This is a genomic window from Paenarthrobacter sp. TE4293 (assembly GCF_050435325.1).
Classification (GTDB): Bacteria; Actinomycetota; Actinomycetes; order Actinomycetales; family Micrococcaceae; genus Arthrobacter; species Arthrobacter nitroguajacolicus_C.
On record NZ_JBNJRY010000007.1, the window covers coordinates 1 to 17,799 of the forward strand.

General features: G+C 64.0%; 17 protein-coding genes. 10 read left to right on the forward strand and 7 right to left on the reverse strand.

The features are described from left to right. Both QF015_RS14595 and QF015_RS14600 read left to right on the forward strand, forming a co-directional pair. Positions 1-1,470: DUF7507 domain-containing protein (locus QF015_RS14595; protein WP_429389862.1), on the forward strand; the 1,470-nt coding region annotated here is incomplete at its 5' end. A 91-nt stretch (positions 1,471-1,561) separates the two neighbouring features. Then, positions 1,562-1,990 carry a hypothetical protein gene (locus tag QF015_RS14600; RefSeq protein ID WP_429389864.1) on the forward strand — a complete coding sequence of 143 codons (429 nt, stop codon included), beginning with the start codon at positions 1,562-1,564 and terminating at the stop codon, positions 1,988-1,990. A 48-nt stretch (positions 1,991-2,038) separates the two neighbouring features. On the opposite strand, the gene QF015_RS14605 is transcribed toward QF015_RS14600, so the two are convergent. Next, on the reverse strand, positions 2,039-2,404 hold the full coding sequence (locus QF015_RS14605; RefSeq protein WP_429389866.1) for a hypothetical protein: 366 nt from the start codon (positions 2,402-2,404) through the stop codon (positions 2,039-2,041). 285 nt (positions 2,405-2,689) lie between these two features. Between QF015_RS14605 and QF015_RS14610 the strand changes: the two genes are divergently transcribed. From QF015_RS14610 to QF015_RS14625, 4 genes are read left to right on the forward strand one after another with little or no spacing between them, the layout of a single operon-like run. Next, the gene (locus QF015_RS14610) at positions 2,690-4,252 is read left to right on the forward strand and encodes a pyridoxal phosphate-dependent decarboxylase family protein (RefSeq protein ID WP_429389868.1); all 1,563 of its coding nucleotides are present in this window, start codon (positions 2,690-2,692) and stop codon (positions 4,250-4,252) included. Beyond that, on the forward strand, positions 4,249-5,604 hold the full coding sequence (locus QF015_RS14615; RefSeq protein ID WP_429389870.1) for a lysine N(6)-hydroxylase/L-ornithine N(5)-oxygenase family protein: 1,356 nt from the start codon (positions 4,249-4,251) through the stop codon (positions 5,602-5,604). The genes QF015_RS14610 and QF015_RS14615 overlap by 4 nt, the downstream gene beginning before the upstream one ends. Then, positions 5,601-6,191: a GNAT family N-acetyltransferase gene (locus tag QF015_RS14620; RefSeq protein WP_310203638.1), complete on the forward strand. Its 591-nt coding sequence runs from the start codon at positions 5,601-5,603 to the stop codon at positions 6,189-6,191. The genes QF015_RS14615 and QF015_RS14620 overlap by 4 nt, the downstream gene beginning before the upstream one ends. Beyond that, positions 6,188-8,038, forward strand: a complete 1,851-nt coding sequence (locus QF015_RS14625; protein ID WP_429389873.1) for an IucA/IucC family protein — start codon at positions 6,188-6,190, stop codon at positions 8,036-8,038. The genes QF015_RS14620 and QF015_RS14625 overlap by 4 nt, the downstream gene beginning before the upstream one ends. Positions 8,039-8,092: 54 nt before the next feature. Here the strand turns inward: QF015_RS14625 and QF015_RS14630 are convergent, their stop codons facing one another. Next, complete coding sequence (locus tag QF015_RS14630; protein ID WP_429389875.1) at positions 8,093-9,418, reverse strand: BNR-4 repeat-containing protein; 1,326 nt, start codon at positions 9,416-9,418, stop codon at positions 8,093-8,095. A gap of 81 nt (positions 9,419-9,499) precedes the next feature. On the opposite strand from QF015_RS14630, the gene QF015_RS14635 reads away from it, so the two are divergent. Then, positions 9,500-10,279, forward strand: coding sequence for an SDR family NAD(P)-dependent oxidoreductase (locus QF015_RS14635; RefSeq protein WP_429389878.1), 780 nt, complete (start codon positions 9,500-9,502; stop codon positions 10,277-10,279). Positions 10,280-10,296: 17 nt separating this feature from the next. Here the strand turns inward: QF015_RS14635 and QF015_RS14640 are convergent, their stop codons facing one another. Next, positions 10,297-11,349, reverse strand: a complete 1,053-nt coding sequence (locus QF015_RS14640) for an FUSC family protein (RefSeq protein WP_310203626.1) — start codon at positions 11,347-11,349, stop codon at positions 10,297-10,299. A 133-nt stretch (positions 11,350-11,482) separates the two neighbouring features. On the opposite strand from QF015_RS14640, the gene QF015_RS14645 reads away from it, so the two are divergent. Together QF015_RS14645 and QF015_RS14650 are read left to right on the forward strand one after the other, a co-directional pair. Beyond that, positions 11,483-11,953, forward strand: a complete 471-nt coding sequence (locus QF015_RS14645) for an SRPBCC family protein (RefSeq protein ID WP_310203623.1) — start codon at positions 11,483-11,485, stop codon at positions 11,951-11,953. Further along, positions 11,950-12,465: a GNAT family N-acetyltransferase gene (locus QF015_RS14650; protein ID WP_429389881.1), complete on the forward strand. Its 516-nt coding sequence runs from the start codon at positions 11,950-11,952 to the stop codon at positions 12,463-12,465. The genes QF015_RS14645 and QF015_RS14650 overlap by 4 nt, the downstream gene beginning before the upstream one ends. On the opposite strand, the gene QF015_RS14655 is transcribed toward QF015_RS14650, so the two are convergent. The 3 genes from QF015_RS14655 to QF015_RS14665 are packed head-to-tail and all read right to left on the reverse strand — an operon-like array spanning position 12,466 to position 14,445. Beyond that, the gene (locus QF015_RS14655; protein WP_429389883.1) at positions 12,466-12,885 is read right to left on the reverse strand and encodes a VOC family protein; all 420 of its coding nucleotides are present in this window, start codon (positions 12,883-12,885) and stop codon (positions 12,466-12,468) included. It abuts the gene before it with no gap. Positions 12,886-12,894: 9 nt separating this feature from the next. After that, a complete protein-coding gene (locus tag QF015_RS14660) occupies positions 12,895-13,518 on the reverse strand; it encodes an FMN-binding negative transcriptional regulator (RefSeq protein ID WP_429389885.1) in 624 nt (207 codons plus the stop codon). Between the two features lie 6 nt (positions 13,519-13,524). Next, positions 13,525-14,445, reverse strand: a complete 921-nt coding sequence (locus QF015_RS14665) for a DMT family transporter (RefSeq protein WP_429389887.1) — start codon at positions 14,443-14,445, stop codon at positions 13,525-13,527. Here QF015_RS14665 and QF015_RS14670 point away from each other — a divergent pair. Next, on the forward strand, positions 14,444-15,859 hold the full coding sequence (locus tag QF015_RS14670; protein WP_310203608.1) for a PLP-dependent aminotransferase family protein: 1,416 nt from the start codon (positions 14,444-14,446) through the stop codon (positions 15,857-15,859). The genes QF015_RS14665 and QF015_RS14670 overlap by 2 nt on opposite strands. A gap of 153 nt (positions 15,860-16,012) precedes the next feature. Here QF015_RS14670 and QF015_RS14675 read toward each other — a convergent pair whose 3' ends face one another. Continuing rightward, entirely contained in the window at positions 16,013-17,635 is a 1,623-nt protein-coding gene (locus QF015_RS14675; protein ID WP_310203605.1) for an MFS transporter, read from the reverse strand. Positions 17,636-17,799: the final 164 nt, after the last annotated feature.

Sequence of the window (17,799 nt, forward strand, 5' to 3'; positions counted from 1 at the left end):
ACCTTCACCTCGAAGAACGCGGGCAACGTCACCCTGACCAACGTGTCCATCGCGGATCCGCTGGCTGGTCTCTCGGCGCTGACCTACACCTGGCCAGGAGCTGCAGGAACACTGCTGCCAGGCCAAACGGTGACGGCTACGGCAACGTACGCCATCACCCAGGCGGATATCGACGCCGGTCACGTCGCCAACTCGGCGACCACCACCGGTACTCCGCCCGTTGGACCTCCTGTGACGCCTCCGCCGGGAACCACGGATACTCCGTTGACTCCGGCTCCGGCGATGGAGTTCACCAAGTCGGCTGACTCCTCGGCTGTTCATGATCCGTCCGTCGCAGGTGACCTGATCACCTACACGTTCACGGCCAAGAACACCGGCAACGTGACGCTGAAGAACGTCTCCATCAGCGATCCACTGGCGGGCCTGTCGGCACTGGCTTACGCCTGGCCGGGTACCCCCGGCGAGCTGCTGCCGGGTCAGACGGTGACGGCTACGGCAACGTACGCCATCACCCAGGCGGATATCGACGCCGGTCATGTCGCCAACTCGGCGACCACCACCGGTACTCCGCCCGTTGGTCCTCCTGTGACGCCTCCTCCGGGAACAACGGATACCCCGTTGACTCCGGCTGCGGCGATGGAGTTCACCAAGTCTGCGGACGTCTCGGCTGTTCAGAACCCCACAGTTGCAGGTGACAAGATCACCTACACCTTCACGGCCAAGAACACCGGCAATGTGACCCTGACCAACGTCTCCATCACGGATCCGCTGGCCGGCCTCTCGGCATTGACGTACACCTGGCCCGGAGCTGCAGGAGCACTGCTGCCCGGTGAAACAGTGACGGCTACGGCAACGTACGCCATCACCCAGGCCGACATCGATGCCGGTCACGTTGCCAACTCGGCAACCACCATCGGCACTCCTCCCACCGGTACTCCGGTGACGCCTCCTCCAGGTGAAACGGACACCCCGTTGACCCCGACGGCAGGTTTGGAGTTCACCAAGACGGCCGATGCCTCGGCCGTGGGCGACCCCACCCAGGTGGGCGACGTGATCACGTACACGTTCACCGCGAAGAACACCGGAAACGTCCCGTTGACGGACGTCTCCATCAACGATCCGATGCCGGGCCTCTCGGCTCTGGCTTACACCTGGCCCGGCGTAGCAGGGACCCTGCTGCCCGGCGAGACCGTGACCGCGACGGCAACGTATGGGATCACCCAGGCGGATATCAATGCCGGTGAGGTCGCCAATACGGCGACCGCAACGGGTACACCTCCGACGGGACCCCCGGTCACCACACCACCTGCAAGTGCTGTTGTGACTTTCCCGCCGGTAGTTCCGAGCCAGCCTTCAGGTCCTTTGGCCAGCACGGGAGCTGTCCTCACCGTGTTGCCCATCAGCCTGCTGGTAGTTGGCGCGGGGCTGGTCCTGTTCCTCGTTGGACGCCGCAAGCGTTCCGAGGCATAGGACAAAAAGTGCGCGGCAATCGGGGCCCCAACCCCGGTTGCCGCGCATTTTCAACGAACGTACAACCCAGAAAGAACCAGGTAGCCACACCATGAAGAAGACTGTTGCGTGCATTGCGGGGGTGCTGGTTTCGGCAGCCGCACTCGCCGGTTGTTCGTCGTCCCCGAGCAATGAGGCGGGGACGTCGCCGTCGTCAACTACAACCCAGGCCGCCACCACTGGCGAGGCGAAACCTGCCAACCCGGGCACCGGCATCATCGAGGCCACCACGATGACGTCCTGCGATACTGCCCAGGGAAAGGTGACGGCGAAGGGGACCGTGACTCCTCCTGAGGGAACCAAGGGCACAGTCAAGATCACCGTCAGTTGGGTGGACCCGAAGACCTCGGCAGTCCTGGCCCGCGGGGAGCAGACGTTCAAGGACGCCGCAGCAGGCGAGGCCCTCGATTGGGTAGCCAACGCAGAGGTGACCAAGCCTGCCACGGAGATCAAGTGCGTCCTGGGGGCCACGGTCTTGTAACCAGAAAGCTCAAGCTAGCACCACGCAAAGCGGTCGATCAGGTATCCACTACTTGGTCGGCCGCTTTTTTTGCCACTGAACTGCGTGCCAGAAGAGTAGGGCCGCAGTGATCAGCACAACGGCAAGGAGTGCGTAGGGCGCGTGGGAAAGCATGATGAAGTTCACTTGGGCTGTCTCGGCGGACTGGGCGGACGTCGAACCCATCATCGCGCCGACCGCACTGGTGAGAGCCCACAACCCACACCACGCCAGTCCGGCATCCAGCGCCCAGAGAGCGATGATGAACGGGTTGAGGGTCAGACGTTTCCGGTCCGGCTCAACAGGCTCCGGCACATGCGGGCTGACGGCCTGTACGGCGTTGCCGTGCTCGTCGATTTCCCGGAAGCCAATGCGCTCGTGGACGTGGTCTTTCATATGGTCCCCCAACCGTTGACAGCGGATAGTCCTAGCACTCTACTCCGGTGGTCGCGAAGCCCGGGGGGAACCGAGCGTGGCAACTTGACGACACTTCGTGGCCGAAAAGAGTGCCATTTTGCACCCAAAACGACGTCAAGGAAAGTCAATGACGCGCTACCCGACGGTAAAAACGCGAGAAACCGTCTTCTAAGCGAAATAGGTCACAAAAGTTTGACGGAAAGGCTTACCTAAGTAAGGCTTACCTTGCTAATAAGCACCCCAATGCAATGGAAGGAAGCTGACGTGACGTCACCTAGTGTCGAAGAGCGGATCGCTCAGGAGCAGGACTTCGGCTCCAAAGTGGAACTGGCCCTCGCTGCCACCAACCAGCTGTTCAATGCTCGAAATTCACCCAGTTACGTCGCGCAGGTCCTTCAGGGTGTCAATGCGGTCTCCACCAAGGTGCAGCGGACCTCCCAGCCGTTTACCGGCGTCGGGCATGCAGAACTGAAGGCCAAAGTTGGCGCTGTCGACCTTGAGCGCCCGCTGCCGGACACGGCTGCCGCTTTGGAGGAACTCGACGGGCTCTACCTCAAGGACGCCATCTACTTCCACGATTCCCGTTACGCGGCACACCTCAACTGCCCGGTGGTCATCCCTGCGCTGGTGGGTGAAGCTGTGCTCTCGGCCGTGAATTCCTCCATGGACACCTGGGACCAGAGCGCGGGTGCCACCATGATCGAGCGCCGTCTTATCGATTGGACGGCGGAGCGGATCGGCTTCACGGACGAAGCTGATGGCGTGTTCACGTCCGGCGGCAGCCAGTCCAACTTCCAGGCGCTGCTGATTGCCCGCAACCACGCCGTCGCCAAACTGCGCACGACGAATGGCGACGCACGCCTGCCGCACCTGCTGGACCGGCTCCGGATCTTTACGTCCGCGGACAGCCACTTCAGTATCCAGAAGTCTGCGTCCATGCTGGGACTCGGCTTTGATGCCGTCATCGCCATACCCACTACAGACGACCACCGCATGGACCCCACCGCTCTCGCGGCTGCTTTGGCCGAAGCGCACGACGCCGGGCTGGTGCCCATGGCGGTCGTGGCCACTGCCGGTACAACCGACTTCGGTTCGGTGGACCCGCTGCCCGAGCTGGCTGCGCTGGTCCGCGCCTATGATTCCTGGCTGCACGTGGATGGCGCCTACGGTGGCGGGCTGATCGTGTCCGGCCGTCACCGCCACCTCCTCGACGGCATTCACCTGGCCGACTCTGTCACCGTGGATTTCCACAAGACCTTCTTCCAGCCCGTCAGCTCCAGTGCGGTTTTGGTCCGCAACGGTGCCATGATGGCGCACGTTACCTACTACGCCGACTACCTGAACCCGCAGAGCGCCGCCAAGGCGGAGATCCCCAACCAGGTGGACAAGAGCATCCAAACGACCCGTCGCTTCGATGCCCTGAAACTGTGGCTCACGCTGCGCATCATGGGTGCAGACGCCATCGGCGCGCTGTTCGACGAAGCTATCGACCTTGCCGCACGGGTAGGAACGTTGCTGGCTGACGACTCCGAATTCGAACTTGCAGCCGAGCCCCAGCTGAGCACGCTGGTGTTCCGCTACCGCCCCATGGTCGACGGCGTCCAGCTGGACGAGGACGCGGCTGACGCCCTCAACCCCGCCATCCGCGCCGCCATCTTCGCTTCCGGCGAGGCCGTGGTTGCCGGCACCAAGGTGGCTGGCCGCCACTACCTCAAGTTCACCCTCCTCAACGCCGAGGCGAGCCTGAGGGACATCCAGGAAATCATCGAACTCATCCGTCGGACGGGCAACGGCCTGCTGGCGAACACTACGGAGGCTGCAGCGTGAGCACCCAAGACAACGCCAGGATCTACGACGTCGCCGGCATCGGCGTCGGGCCCTTCAACCTGGGCCTGGCCGCGCTGAGTGAGCCTGTCGACAACCTTGACTGTGTTTTCGTGGACCGCCGCGAATCCTTCGACTGGCACCCGGGCATGATGCTCGAGCCGGCGCACCTGCAGGTGCCGTTCATGGCGGACCTTGTAACGCTGGCTGATCCGACGTCGCCGTTCTCCTTCCTGAACTTCCTGAAGCAGACGGGCCGCCTGTATCGCTTCTATATCCGGGAGAACTTCTACCCGCTGCGGGCCGAATACAACCAGTACTGCCAGTGGGTGGCCGGCCAGCTGGACTCCGTACGTTTTAGCACGGATGTGCTGGATGTGACGTACGACGACGGCGTGTACCGCCTGTCGGTGCAGGGTCCGGACGGCGCTGAGGTGCTTCGCGCCCGCAAACTGGTCCTGGGCACCGGCACGTCACCCTACGTTCCCGATTCCTGTGCTGGGATTGTCGAGGCCGGCGGACTCGTCCTCCACAACGCAGACTACCTGTCGAGGAAGAGTGAGCTGCAGTCCAAGCGCAGCATCACCATCGTGGGCAGCGGACAGAGTGCCGCCGAGCTGTACTACGAGCTGCTGCAGGAAATCGATGTCCACGGCTACCAGCTCAACTGGGTGACGCGCTCCGGTCGCTTCTTCCCGTTGGAGTACACCAAGCTCACGCTGGAGATGACGTCGCCGGAGTACGTTGACTACTTCCATTCACTCCCGGGCGAGCAGCGCGATTCGCTGATCAAGAGCCAAAAGAACCTGTACAAGGGCATCAACTCGGACCTGATCGACGACATCTATGATCTCTTGTACGCCAAGAGCCTGTCCGGCTTGGTGGACACCCAGTTGCATACGCACTCGTCCCTCATTGCCGCAGAGTGGGACGCCGCCAGCGGCACGCACACCCTCCAGTTGCGCCATGAGGAACATGGCCGCGGTTACAGCCTGGAGTCCGAAGCCGTGGTCCTGGCCACCGGCTACACCTATCAGGAGCCCGCTTTCCTGGGCGGTATCAAGGACCGGATCCGCCGTGACGCCAAGGGGCGTTTCGACGTCGAGCGCAATTATGGGACCGGTGTTGAACCGGGCGAGATCTTCGTCCAGAACGCCGAACTGCATACGCATGGATTTGTGACGCCCGATCTTGGCATGGCTGCCTACCGCAACTCCTGCATCCTGCGGGAAGTCACCGGGCGTGAGGTCTACCCGATCGAACGCAGCATCGCTTTCCAGCAGTTTGGCGCGCCCGCTCCGGCGGCTGCCGCAGAACCTGCCGACGTCCCCGAAACCGCTGGAGCAAACGTATGAGTTTCACATTCCGGCCCGTCGATCCCGTAGCGGATGCACCTGTCCTCCACAGCTGGGTCAGCCAGGAGTACGCCCGGTTCTGGGGCATGGTTGCCTCCACTGAGCAGGACGTTGTGGAGGAATACTCAAAGATCGCCGAATCAGGTCACCACCAGGCGTTCCTGGGGCTCGACGACGGCGCTCCCGCCTTCTTGATGGAGCGGTACCGTCCCGAGTCGTCACCGCTGGCGGACGTCTACGAGGTCCAGCCCGGTGATATTGGCATGCACCTTCTGGTGTCCCCGCCCAGCGGTAACCCGCAGCAGGGCTACACCACCGCCGTCATGCAGTCCGTCATGACGGAACTGTTCGCGGACCCCGCAGCCCAGCGGATCGTCGTCGAACCTGACGCCCGCAACCACAAGATCCATGTGCTCAACGAGAAGGTGGGCTTCCGACCGCACGGTGTGGTGACCCTGCCCGCCGTCGATCCCGCCGAAGACCATAAGCAGGGCCTGCTGAGCTTCTGCACGCGCGAGGATTTCCTCGCCACCTTGACCCCGGTTATGGCCGCGCCCGTCGCGGCGACCAGAGGAGAATCCCTGTGACCACCACCGCCACCACCCCTGAAGATACCGCCAACGAGGTCGCCGCTCCGGTGTCCCACCTGACCCCTGAGCGCTGGGCCATCGCCAACCGGCACCTGGTCCGGAAAGCCATCGCCGAGTTCTCGCATGAGCGCATCCTGGTTCCGGAGCTGATCCGGGAGGAGGGCAACGGCGTCGGCCTTTACAAGGTGGTGAGCGACGACGACAGCACCGAATACCGATTCCGGGCACGGGTGCTCCAACTGGACCACTGGTCTGTCTCCGGGGACTCCATCTCGCGGCTGCGGGACGGCGAAGAGCTTCCCGTGGACGCGTTGGACTTTATCGCCGAATTTCATGAGGCGCTGGCCATCCGCCAGGAAATGCTGCCCGTATACCTGGAAGAAGTCAGCAGCACGCTGGCGGGCCATGCGTACAAGCAGGGCAAGCCGTTCAGCTCAGCACAGTTGGCTGCCGGTGTGACCGGTGGTATCGACCGGGCCGTGGACTTCCAGGCTATTGAGCACAGCATGACGGAAGGCCACCCGTGCTTCGTCGCCAACAACGGACGGCTGGGCTTCGGGATTGCGGACTACCACGCGTTCGCGCCGGAAACCGGTGCCACGGTGAAACTGCAATGGATCGCAGTGCATCGCAGCAAGGCAGTCTTCACCTCCAGCGCCGGACTGGACTACCGGACGCATTTTGAGGCCGAGCTGGGGCCGGCCACGCTTGATTGGTTCAACGCTGAGCTGTCCGCGTCGGGCCTGGACCCGGAGGACTACCTCCTCATGCCGGTGCACCCGTGGCAATGGGACAACAAGCTCACCGTGACGTTCGCGGCAGAAATCGCCCAGCGACACATTGTCCACCTCGGCGCCGGTGAGGATGCTTACCAGGCGCAGCAATCCATCCGCACGTTCTTCAACACCGACTATCCGGAGAAGGCGTACGTCAAGACGGCGATGTCCGTGCTGAACATGGGCTTCATGCGTGGTTTGTCACCGCAGTACATGAAGGCGACGCCGGCCATCAACGATTGGCTGCAGGAACTGATCAGCAAAGACCAGGAGCTCCAGAACCGGGGCCTGGCCATGATCCGCGAATCGGCAGCCATCGGGTACCACAACCACTATTACGAGGCCGCTTCGGCCAAGGGGTCGCCTTACCGCAAGATGCTCTCGGCGCTGTGGAGGGAAAGTCCACTGCCGTTGCTTAGGGACGGGCAGCAGTTGGCCACCATGGCGTCGCTGCTGCACGTGGATGCTGGGGGAAACTCCGTGGTTTCCGCCCTCATCCAGCGCTCCGGGCTGGCACCCACCGAGTGGCTGCGCCGCTACTTCGAGGCCTATCTTGTTCCGCTGGTCCACTGCCTCTACGAGTACGAGCTCGCGTTCATGCCGCACGGCGAAAACGTGATCCTGATCCTGGAGAACGGTGTTCCGGTCCGGGCCATCATGAAGGACATCGCCGAGGAAATCGTGGTCATGGGGGACCGGCTGGACCTTCCGGAAGAGGTCTCCCGCATCAAGGCCGGGATTCCCGCCGAAGAAATGGTGTTGGCCATCTTCACCGACGTGTTTGACTGCATTTTCCGTTTCCTCGGGGCGATCCTCGTGGAGGATGGAACGCTGCGCGAGGACGAGTTCTGGGGGACTGCCGCAGCCGTGCTGCGCGAATACCAGCAGCGCCACCCGGAGCTTGCGGACCAGTTCGCCATGCACGACCTCTTTGCCGCCGATTTTGAGCTGTCCTGCCTCAACCGGCTCCAGTTGCGGAACAACCAACAGATGCTGGACATTTCGGACCCCTCCGGCGGGCTCCAGATGGCAGGCCGCCTGGCCAACCCCCTGGCGAAGTTCGCCTAGGCCACCCCGCGAGGGGTTGGCTGGTGGCACTTTCAGGTTTGAAAGAGTCGGAGGCTAACCCCTCGCTGAGGAAATGAGGGCCACAATTTCCGTTTCGTAGGACTGCGAGGACTTCATCGAGCCGCGGAACCAGCAGACTGCGTGAACTGACGGATCGCCGGGCACCACCATGGGCCGCAGGTTGTCCACCGCGGAGTCCTCGGTCACTGCTTCCCACACCCAGCCGGAGCCTGCGTCGGACGTCATGCCGCAATAGATCTCGTAGCGCGCGGTGCCCACGCCCGTCCGGGGATCCACCGGCGTGGAAATATACACGCGGTTCAGGTCGTTGGGGTCCACCGCGCCCAGTCCCGTGTAGTCCTGTTCGTGCGGCAGCAGGCCAGGGCCGGCGACGGCGAGCGGATGCAGCTCCCAGCCTGCGCCATCGAAGCGCGCGTACAGCAGGCGGTGATCGTCGACGTCGAGCATTTGCTCCCGCCGCAGCGGACCGTTCACGTCGTTGGCCCGGCAGGTGACGATCGCCGCGAGTTCCGGGCCCTGCCGGCGCAGGTCAGTAGTCCAGCCGTGGGTGAGGACGTCGCCGTCGAGCGTTGTTCCGGCCTGGAAAACAGTGGTGAGCGACGCTTGGTTGATGCCTTCTGAGTCGATCACAGGGTGATTGACCACGTTGCCTTCGGCGTCGTGAAGCGCATTTTTGTGGATGTAGCCGTGGTAGATGCTGTTGTTGAAGTCGCGCGGATGGTGATCCGTGGTGATGAGGTCGATGCGGTCCGTTCCGTTGCTGACGTACCGGGTATACCCGTTGACGTAGCCGATTTTCGGGCGCGTGAAGAGCTTGCCGCCGTAGCTCCACGTGCTGCCGTCATCCGCGGAGATCATGAGCGTGGGGTCATCGTTGATGGCGCGGACAAAGTTGTAAACCCGGTCCTCGGAACTCAGGTAGTGCAGGTTGGAGTAGGTGGCGCCGCGGCCGTCGGCGAGTTCGGTCCAGTCGAACTGCTGCTCCGGTTCCCACTCTGAAGCATCATGCGGACGGGCCGAAACCCGCCATCGGGAGTAGTTGTCCGTCTTGTGCCTGGCGTACATGGCTACGTAGCGGCCATCCGGCCGGATCAGCAGGGCCGGGGCGTTGTGGTCATCGGATTCCAACCGCTGGTGCAGGACATGGACTTTTCGCTCGCCGGTAGCCAGGTCCATCACCGTCACTTCAATGTTGCCGCCGCGATCGGAGCCTCCAGGCCCCTCCGGTGCAGCCACGGAGCCGACCAGCAGCGTGTTGTTGGCGGGATCGATCAGTGCGCGTTCGTCCTGGAACCAGCACCAAGCGCCGTTGTTGTTGAGGAGCAGGGCGTCCTGCGGGGAAAGGGCGTCGTTGACCATGTGGAATCCTTTGCATCGTTTCAATCAGATTATCCCAGTGGCCGGACGCAATTCTGCGGACCCGCCTACTAGTCTTGGCGCATGACGACACGAGCCAATGAACTCACCGCCCTGGTTACCGGGGCCACCGCCGGGCTCGGCGCTGAATTTGCGCGCCAGCTCGCCGAAGCGGGCCATCACCTGGTGTTGGTGGCCCGCGACGAAGAACGGCTGAAGGAGAAAGCCGGTGAGCTCGAACGCGACTTCAGTATCTCGGCGGAGGTCCTTCCCGCCGACCTCACAACCGGCGTCGGGGTTTCAGCGGTGGCGGAGCGCCTCCGGAACGCTGCCCGACCGGTGGACGTCCTGGTCAACAACGCCGGCATTGGGCTATTGAAGTCCTTTGAACTCAACGATCTTGACGAGGAACGGCGCCATCTTCGCCTCCATGTGCAAACGCCCATGGAGCTGTGCCACGCCGCACTGGAAGTCATGCTGGCGCGCGGTAAGGGCCGGATCATCAACGTGGCAAGTGTTGCCGCGTTCGCCAACCGTGGCACCTACTCCGCGGCCAAGGCATGGCAGGTGACCTTCAGTCGGTGGGCGAACACCACCTATGCCACGTCGGGCGTCCGGGTCACCGCTGTCTGCCCGGGTTTCACGCACACGGAGTTCCACGACCGCATGGGCATGGACAAGTCCGTGGCTCCCCGGTTCCTGTGGCTCACCGCCGAACGGGTGGTCAGGGAAGGACTTGAGGACAACGCGAAGGGCAAGGGTGTTTCCATCCCGACGCGGCGCTACAAAGTGGTCAGCTTCTTCGCGCGGGTCCTGCCGGCAAAACTGACGTCGGGGCCGCCACGCAGGCCCCTGGAACCGTAACAACCCGCGGGCAGGAACTAAGCCCGGCTCCGAGGCGCCCGCACCAGCACGGCCACCGCAATGCCAACCACGGCTCCTACGAACGTCTCAATGGCCCGCTCCATCACCAGCACGCCCGGATCCATGGGGGCCGCGAGTTGCGCGATCAGCAGGATCACCGGGGTGAAGAACACCATGGCCCACCCGTAGTGCCGGGCCATGAACAGCTCAGTGGGGAACTGGCAGAGGACCACCAGCACCGCGAGGACCACGGCAGCCTGACCCGGGAAGTACTGGAGCGGCGACAGCGGACCGGGAAACAGTACGACGGCGACCACCGCCAACCCGAGGAACGTCCCCACGATGCGGTGGATGCCCCGGTGGACGCGGCTGGGGAGGTCGGCCCCGGCGAGGGGGACGGCTGCGGCGGCCATGGCCCAGTGCGGGTGACCGCTGCCGCTCAGGACGCCGATGGCTCCGGCGGCACTGACCGCGAGGGCATACCTCGCAGCATGGACCAAGGCTGCCTGCCGGAGCGGGCCGCGGAGGACCGGAATGTCACGGGCAGCGCCGGCGACCCACCGCCGGTGGCGGAACCAGCCAACAAAGCCAACCAGGAGTGAGAAGGCGGCGGACGCAGCCCCGATGAGCACCGCCGTCGTGAACGGGACGCTGGTTGGCACCGAAGCGCTTGCACCCAAAGCAAGGATGCCGAAGAACGGGCCGATGGGCTTGAGGCGTACGGCATCCGCATACAGGGATCCAGCTCCGGCGAACAGGGTGGCCACCAGCACCAGCCACCACGAGTGGATGTGGTTGACGGAAAGGAACACTCCGATGGCCAGCCCGCCCACCAGGAACAGGGCAGCCTGGGCTTGGTGTTTGAGCCTGAGCTGATGCGTTTCGTTCCGGCCGTACATCCCGGTCAGCGCACCGAACACGGCGTACATCATGAGGTCCGGGCGGCCGATGAGAATGAGGAACAAAGCCGGTACTGCGACGCTCAGGGCAACGCGGACGGCGGAGAGGCGATCGTTGTTGGCCGGGCCCAGCCGGTGGAGTTCGCGGGCATGGGCGATGATTGCGGGCACAGGGGAACACCACCAATCATCGAGGGACTCCCTTGAAAATTATCAGGATGGCCATCTGTGCCGCCATAAGCCCGGTCACAAGCCGTAGCGAGATGGGGCACACGGAGCCGGGAAGGTCTGGGAAGATCAAGGTATGCCCGTCGCTTTCGTCTGCCGCACCCGCTCCTCCATGCCGCCGCAGGAGCTCTTCGATCTTTCACGCAACATCGACGCCCACGTGGGGTCCATGACCAAGAGCCGTGAGAAGGCAGTGGATGGCGTCACCACCGGGTTGATCTCCCAAGGCGAGACCGTCACCTGGCAGGCCTGGCACCTGGGAGTCCGGTTCCGCATGACCAGCCGCATCACACGGATGGAGGCACCGGCGTCGTTCTCTGACGAACAGGTAAAGGGCCCCTTCAAGTACCTCCGCCATACGCATGAGTTCCGGCCCGACGGCAGCGGCACACTCATGGTGGACACCATCGAATTCGCTGCCCCCTTCGGACCGCTGGGCCGCTTGGTGGAGAAGCTGGTCCTGGGCCGCTACATGCAAAACTTGATCGAGAAGCGCAACGAATTCCTGGTGGCCCAGGCACCCCCGGCGCTGGACGCCCGGCAATGATCAGGCTCGCGCATGCGGACGATCTGCTGATCATGCAGGACATCGAGCGTGCCGCGGGCCAGGCTTTCCGGGCTCTGGGGATGGACTTGGTCGCGGACGACGAGCCCCTCACCGTAGATCAGCTGCACGGTTATGCCGTGGCCGGTCGCGCATGGGTTTACGTTGATGGGCTCGACTATCCGGTGGCGTACCTCCTGGCGGACATCGTTGACGGTGCAGGCCACGTTGAACAAGTCAGCGTCCATCCCGACTACGCGCGCCAAGGCCTGGGCAGGGAACTGTTGCACGCCGCCCGCGTGTGGACCAGGGGGCATGGAATGCAGCGGCAAACCCTGAGCACCTTCAGGGATGTGCCGTGGAACGCCCCGTACTATCGCCGCCTCGGCTTCGAGGTGCTCGACGCCGGAAGCTGGGGTCCGCAGTTGACCCGCCTGATGGAGCACGAGGCCGGGTTGGGCCTGACCCACTGGCCGCGGGTAGCCATGTGGCGTCCGGCGGTCCCGCCGACGTAGCTAGTCCGCGACCAGCTCCACCTCGTAGCTGTCCGTGTTGATCAGGTACGCGGCGTAGTGCTTCGGGCCGCCGGCGTGCGGATATTTGGATTCGAACATCTCATACCAGCCCGCGTCCCCGCCCAACGCCCGGATCCGGTCCACGTTCTCCCTGGACCCCGCGTGGAACGCCACATGGTTGACGCCAGGATCAGTGCGGCGATGCGCGGTCCCGGTGATGGCGTCCGAACATTCCACCACAATGTACGTACCGCCGAGTTTCCAACTGCACCCCGTGGGCCACTCCTGGAATGGCTGGTACCCGAGCTCGCCCAGCAGCCACCCCCATTCCTCACGGGCACGGTCAAGATGCGGTACCCAGATCTCAAGATGGTGGAGTGACCCACTGGGCCCGGGGGATTCCGAAGCAACCTCGCGCATGCGCCGAGTCTACGAGGTCCTTGCCTGTTCCACATCGGCCGCGCTCGCCGGGTTTCCCACGGCCCGCAGGCCGTCAATGACGCCGTCAACGTCCGCGGCGTTCCGGTTCTGGCTGAGCTTCGTCTTCGCTTCCACCCGGGTGATGACAAGTTCGACGCCGACAATCGCCTTCAGCTGCCCGGCAATGAACCGCTCGGGTGCTTCATCAACGGTCCAGGGTTTGGGCATGCCGGCCTCATGTTGGTTGGAGAGGCGTCGGACGTGCCGGCCCAACCAGCCGGCGTCGTCATGGATCACCAACTCGCCGTAAACATGGGCGGTGGAGTAGTTCCAGGTGGGCACCACCCTGCCATGTTCGGCTTTGGAGGCGTACCAGGACGGCGAGATGTAGGCGTCGTTGCCCTGCACGATCATGAGGGCCTCACTGGTTGCAGCTGAAGACCACTGGGTGTTGTTGCGGGCCATATGCGCGTGCAGGGCGCCGTGCTCCCCGATCGAGGGTTCGTAGACGAAGGGGAGCAGCGTGGCGAGCAAGCCGTCCCCGGTCATGGTGACAAGGTTGGCAGCCCCGGTGTGCCGGAGCAGCGATTCAACAGCTTCGGGGGATGGGGCAAAGTGTGCCGGCGTGTACATGGGTTCCTACTTCCTGAGCCGGACGCGGACGGCGGCGCCGGCGCAGACGATGACCGCGAGGCCACCCACTACGGTGGTCCACGTCATCGGCTCGCCCAGGAGGAGGCCGGCCCACGCGATGCTCATGACGGGTTGGACGAGTTGGATCTGGCTGACCTGCGCCATGGGCCCGATGGCCAGGCCGCGGTACCAGGCGAAGAAGCCAAGGAACATGCTGACCACCCCCAGGTAGGCAAAGGACAACCACTGGAGCGGGGTCGCATGCGGCATGCCGGAGCTGAGGGAAACCACCGTCAGCAGGATCATGACGGGGGCAGCCACCACCAACGCCCACGAGATGGTTTGCCATGAACCGAGTTCGCGGGCGAGCAAGCCGCCCTCCGCGTAGCCAATGGCTGCCGCAATCACGGCCCCGAGCAACAGCAGGTCGGCCCAGTGCAGGGAGCCAAAGCCGCCGGATTGGACCAAGGCAAAGACCAGGGCGGCAACAACGCCCACGGCCGTGAGCATCCAGAAGAGCAGCCGCGGGCGTTCACGTCCCCTGATCACGGCAGCAGTCGCCGTGGCCGCAGGCAGCAGCGCAATGACGATGGCTCCGTGGCTTGCGGAGGTACTGGTGAGCGCAAAGGTCGTCAGCAGGGGGAATCCCGCCACAATTCCGCCGGCCACCACGGCCAGGCGGATCCGCTGGGTTCCATGGGGAAGCCGCTGCCGTGTGAAGGCCAGGGCGAGTGCTGCGAGAAGGGCGGCAACAACAGCCCGGCCCGCTCCGATGAACAGGGGCGACATGCCCTCCACGGCCACCCGGGTGAGGGGAACGGTGAAGGAGAAGGCAACGACGCCGAGGAGGCCCCACCAGATGCCGGTCGATGTCCGGGTGGATACCACTGTTCGCGAAAGTGTAGTAGCGCTACTATTGTGACTCATGAATAACGATAGCAGTTCCCGAATAGTCGCGCGAGTAAAAGAGTGGATTGCGGACGCAGCTCCGGGGGCCAAGCTGCCGTCAACCCGCCACCTCGTTGCCGAGTACCAAGCCAGCCCGGTGACAGTCCAGAAGGCCCTGAGGACACTCACGGCACAAGGGCTGATTGAAAGCCGTCCGGGCGTCGGGACCTTCGTACGGGCCTACCGCACGGCAAGGCCCGCGGACTACGGCTGGCAAACAGCAGCCCTGCGGTCAGCCCAAACGGCGCGACCCCTGAACTCTGCCGCCATGCGGAGCGCTTCCAACGACGTCATTGCGTTCCACTCCGGCTACCCCGACCGCGAACTTCTCCCGGAACGGCTGGTCCGCGCGGCACTGACGCGTGCCGCAAGGGGAGACGCCGCCCTGTCCCGGCCTCCCGCACAGGGCCTTCCGGAACTGCAATCCTGGTTCGCGCAGGAGCTCAGCACCTCAACGCCGGTGGGCGTCACCCCGCCCCAGCCAAGCGACGTCGTCGTGCTTCCCGGCAGCCAGAGCGGACTGAGCTCGATATTCCGCGGGCTGGTGGGCCACGGCCAGCCGCTGCTGGTGGAATCGCCCAGCTACTGGGGTGCGCTGCTGGCCGCCGGCCAGGCCGGCGTGAACGTCATTCCCGTTCCCAGCGGCCCGGACGGCCCCGATCCCGAGGAACTGGACAGGGCGTTCGAGGAATCCGGCGCGCGGATGTTCTATGGGCAGCCCAACTTCGCCAACCCCACGGGTGCGCAATGGTCGGCCGGGCGCGGGGAGGAGGTCCTGCGGATCGTCCAGCGCCACGGAGCGTTTCTTGTGGAGGACGACTGGGCGCACGACTTCGGCATCACGGCTCCGTCCGTTCCGCTCGCAGCCAAGGACGATTCCGGCCATATTGTCTACATCCGGTCACTGACCAAGAGTGTTTCGCCGTCCGTCCGCGTCGCAGCGATCATCGCCCGGGGTCCCGCGCGCGAACGCATCATGGGCGCGCAGGCTGCCGAGTCCATGTACGTCAGCGGCCTGCTTCAGGCTGCAGCGCTCGACGTCGTCACGCAGCCCGGGTGGCAGACGCACCTTCGCGGCATCGGCCATCAGCTGCAGTCCCGCCGGGACCTGTTGGTCACCAGCCTCAGGGAGCATGTTCCGCAGGCGCACCTCAGCCACCTGCCCAAAGGCGGCCTGAACCTGTGGTTGCGCATGCCGGATGGTTTCGACGTCGAGCAACTCACCAAGGACTGCGAGGCGGCCGGGGTGCTCATCGCAGCAGGCACGGAATGGTTCCCGGCAGAACCCGAAGGACCGTACATCCGGCTCAACTACGCCGGGCCCAACCCGGGCGCGTTCCCGGAAGGTGCCCGGATCATGGGTGAGGCGGTCAAAGGCTTGCTGAGGGCCTGAGGCGGGCGGCGGCGTCGAACGCTTCTTGGTAACCCTGTTAACAGCCGTAGCCACCAACACCAAGGAGAGCGCCTTGGGGCTGGTGGCTACGGTGGGCGGCAAGGTGCCGCGAACTAGCTGAATGGCTGCGCAGAAGTTGCAGGCAATGAGTTCCTAAGCGGGGGTCAGGTCCTTGTCGCCTTTGCCAAACACGGCATCATCGATCGGCTGGCCGTCGAACGGCATTTCGTCCAGGTTGATGAGCGGGTTGGTGTCCTGAGTGGCTACGAGCTCGCGCGCTTCAGCCTGGGTGTCCACGCTGGGCATGGAGCCCGGCAGCGGACGCTGGGCGGATTCACGCAGGAAGTAGATGGCAATCGCACCGACGATGGACGTGGCCATCAGGTAGTACGCCGGCATCATGTCATCGCCGGTGCCCTCGATCAGGCCCTGCACGATGAACGGCGTGGTTCCGCCGAAAATCGCGACCGAGAAGTTGTAAGCGATGCCCATGCCGCCATAACGGCTGGACGTCGGGAACAGCGCGGGGAGGGCCGAGGCCAGGTTGGCGATGTAGAACGTCACCGGGAAAGCGATCAGTGCCAGGCCGGCCAGCGTGGACCAGATCTCACCGATGCCGATCAGCATGAAGGCCGGAACCGAGAAGACGATGGTGCTGCCTGCACCAACCCACAACACGGGGCGGCGGCCAATGCGGTCCGAGAGCTTACCGGTCAGCGGGATGCACACGGCCATGATCACCAGGACCGGAATGGTCAGCAGCGTGCCGTGGACGGGATCGTAACCCTTGGAATCCGTGAGGTATGTAGGCATGTAGGAGGTCAAGGCGTAACCAACGGTGTTGGCTGCGGCTGCGAGGATCATGGCCAGCACGATCTGGCGCCAGTAGGCCTTGACGATACCGATGGGTCCCTTGGCGACAGCAGCATCCTGCGAGGCTGCATCCTTGGCAGAGGCTTCCTGGGCGTCCAGGGTTGCCTGGAACTGCGGGGATTCCTCGATCTTGCTACGGAAGTACACCGCAATCAGGCCCAGCGGACCAGCAATCAGGAACGGAATCCTCCAACCCCAGTCCTCCATTGCTGCCTGTCCGAGCGTGAGCTGCAGGACCGAAACCAGGGCGGCGCCAAGGGCGAAGCCAATGTAGCTGCCCATGTCCAGGAAGCTGGCAAAGTAGCCACGGCGCTTGTCCGGGGCGTACTCGCTGACGAAAGTCGTGGCACCGGCGTACTCGCCACCGGTGGAGAAGCCCTGGATGAGCTTCAGGATCACCAGCAACGCGGCGGCCCAGATGCCGATCTGCGCGTAGCCGGGAAGGAGGCCGACGGCGAACGTACTTGCCGCCATCAGCATCAGTGTTGCTGCGAGGACCTTCTGGCGGCCTACCTTATCGCCGAGCCAACCGAAGACGACGCCACCGAGGGGGCGCGCGATGAATGTTGCGGCGAAGGTGCCCAGAAGGAAGAGTGTCTGGACGGACTTGTCTGCTTCCGGCAGGAAGACAGGGCCCATGGTGGTGATGAGGTATCCGAACACGCCGACGTCGTACCACTCCATGGTGTTGCCGACGATCGTGCCGCCGAGTGCTTTGCGCAGCATCGGCTTGTCCACCACGTTGACGTCGGACTCTTTGAGCCGGCGCTTCGGGCGAAGCTTCGTTTTCTTCGTTGCGTTCTTTACTGCGTTTGCGGCGCCCGTGGGGGCTGCCGGTTCCTGGTTTCCGGTGGCGTTCCTTGCGCCATCCGGAGAGACGGACTTGCTTTGGTCTATGGGCATTTGGGCTACTCCTAGGGAGGTCATTTGCTTGCGACTTCTGCTGCCCCGCTCTGGGCAGGGTTTCAATTTTACGCGTTTTGGGGCGAAAACCCGAGTTGAGATCGGATTTTTAGGCCTTTTAGGGGTGCAAATTGCCTAGCTGTGTTGCATCTCATTGCCCGGTT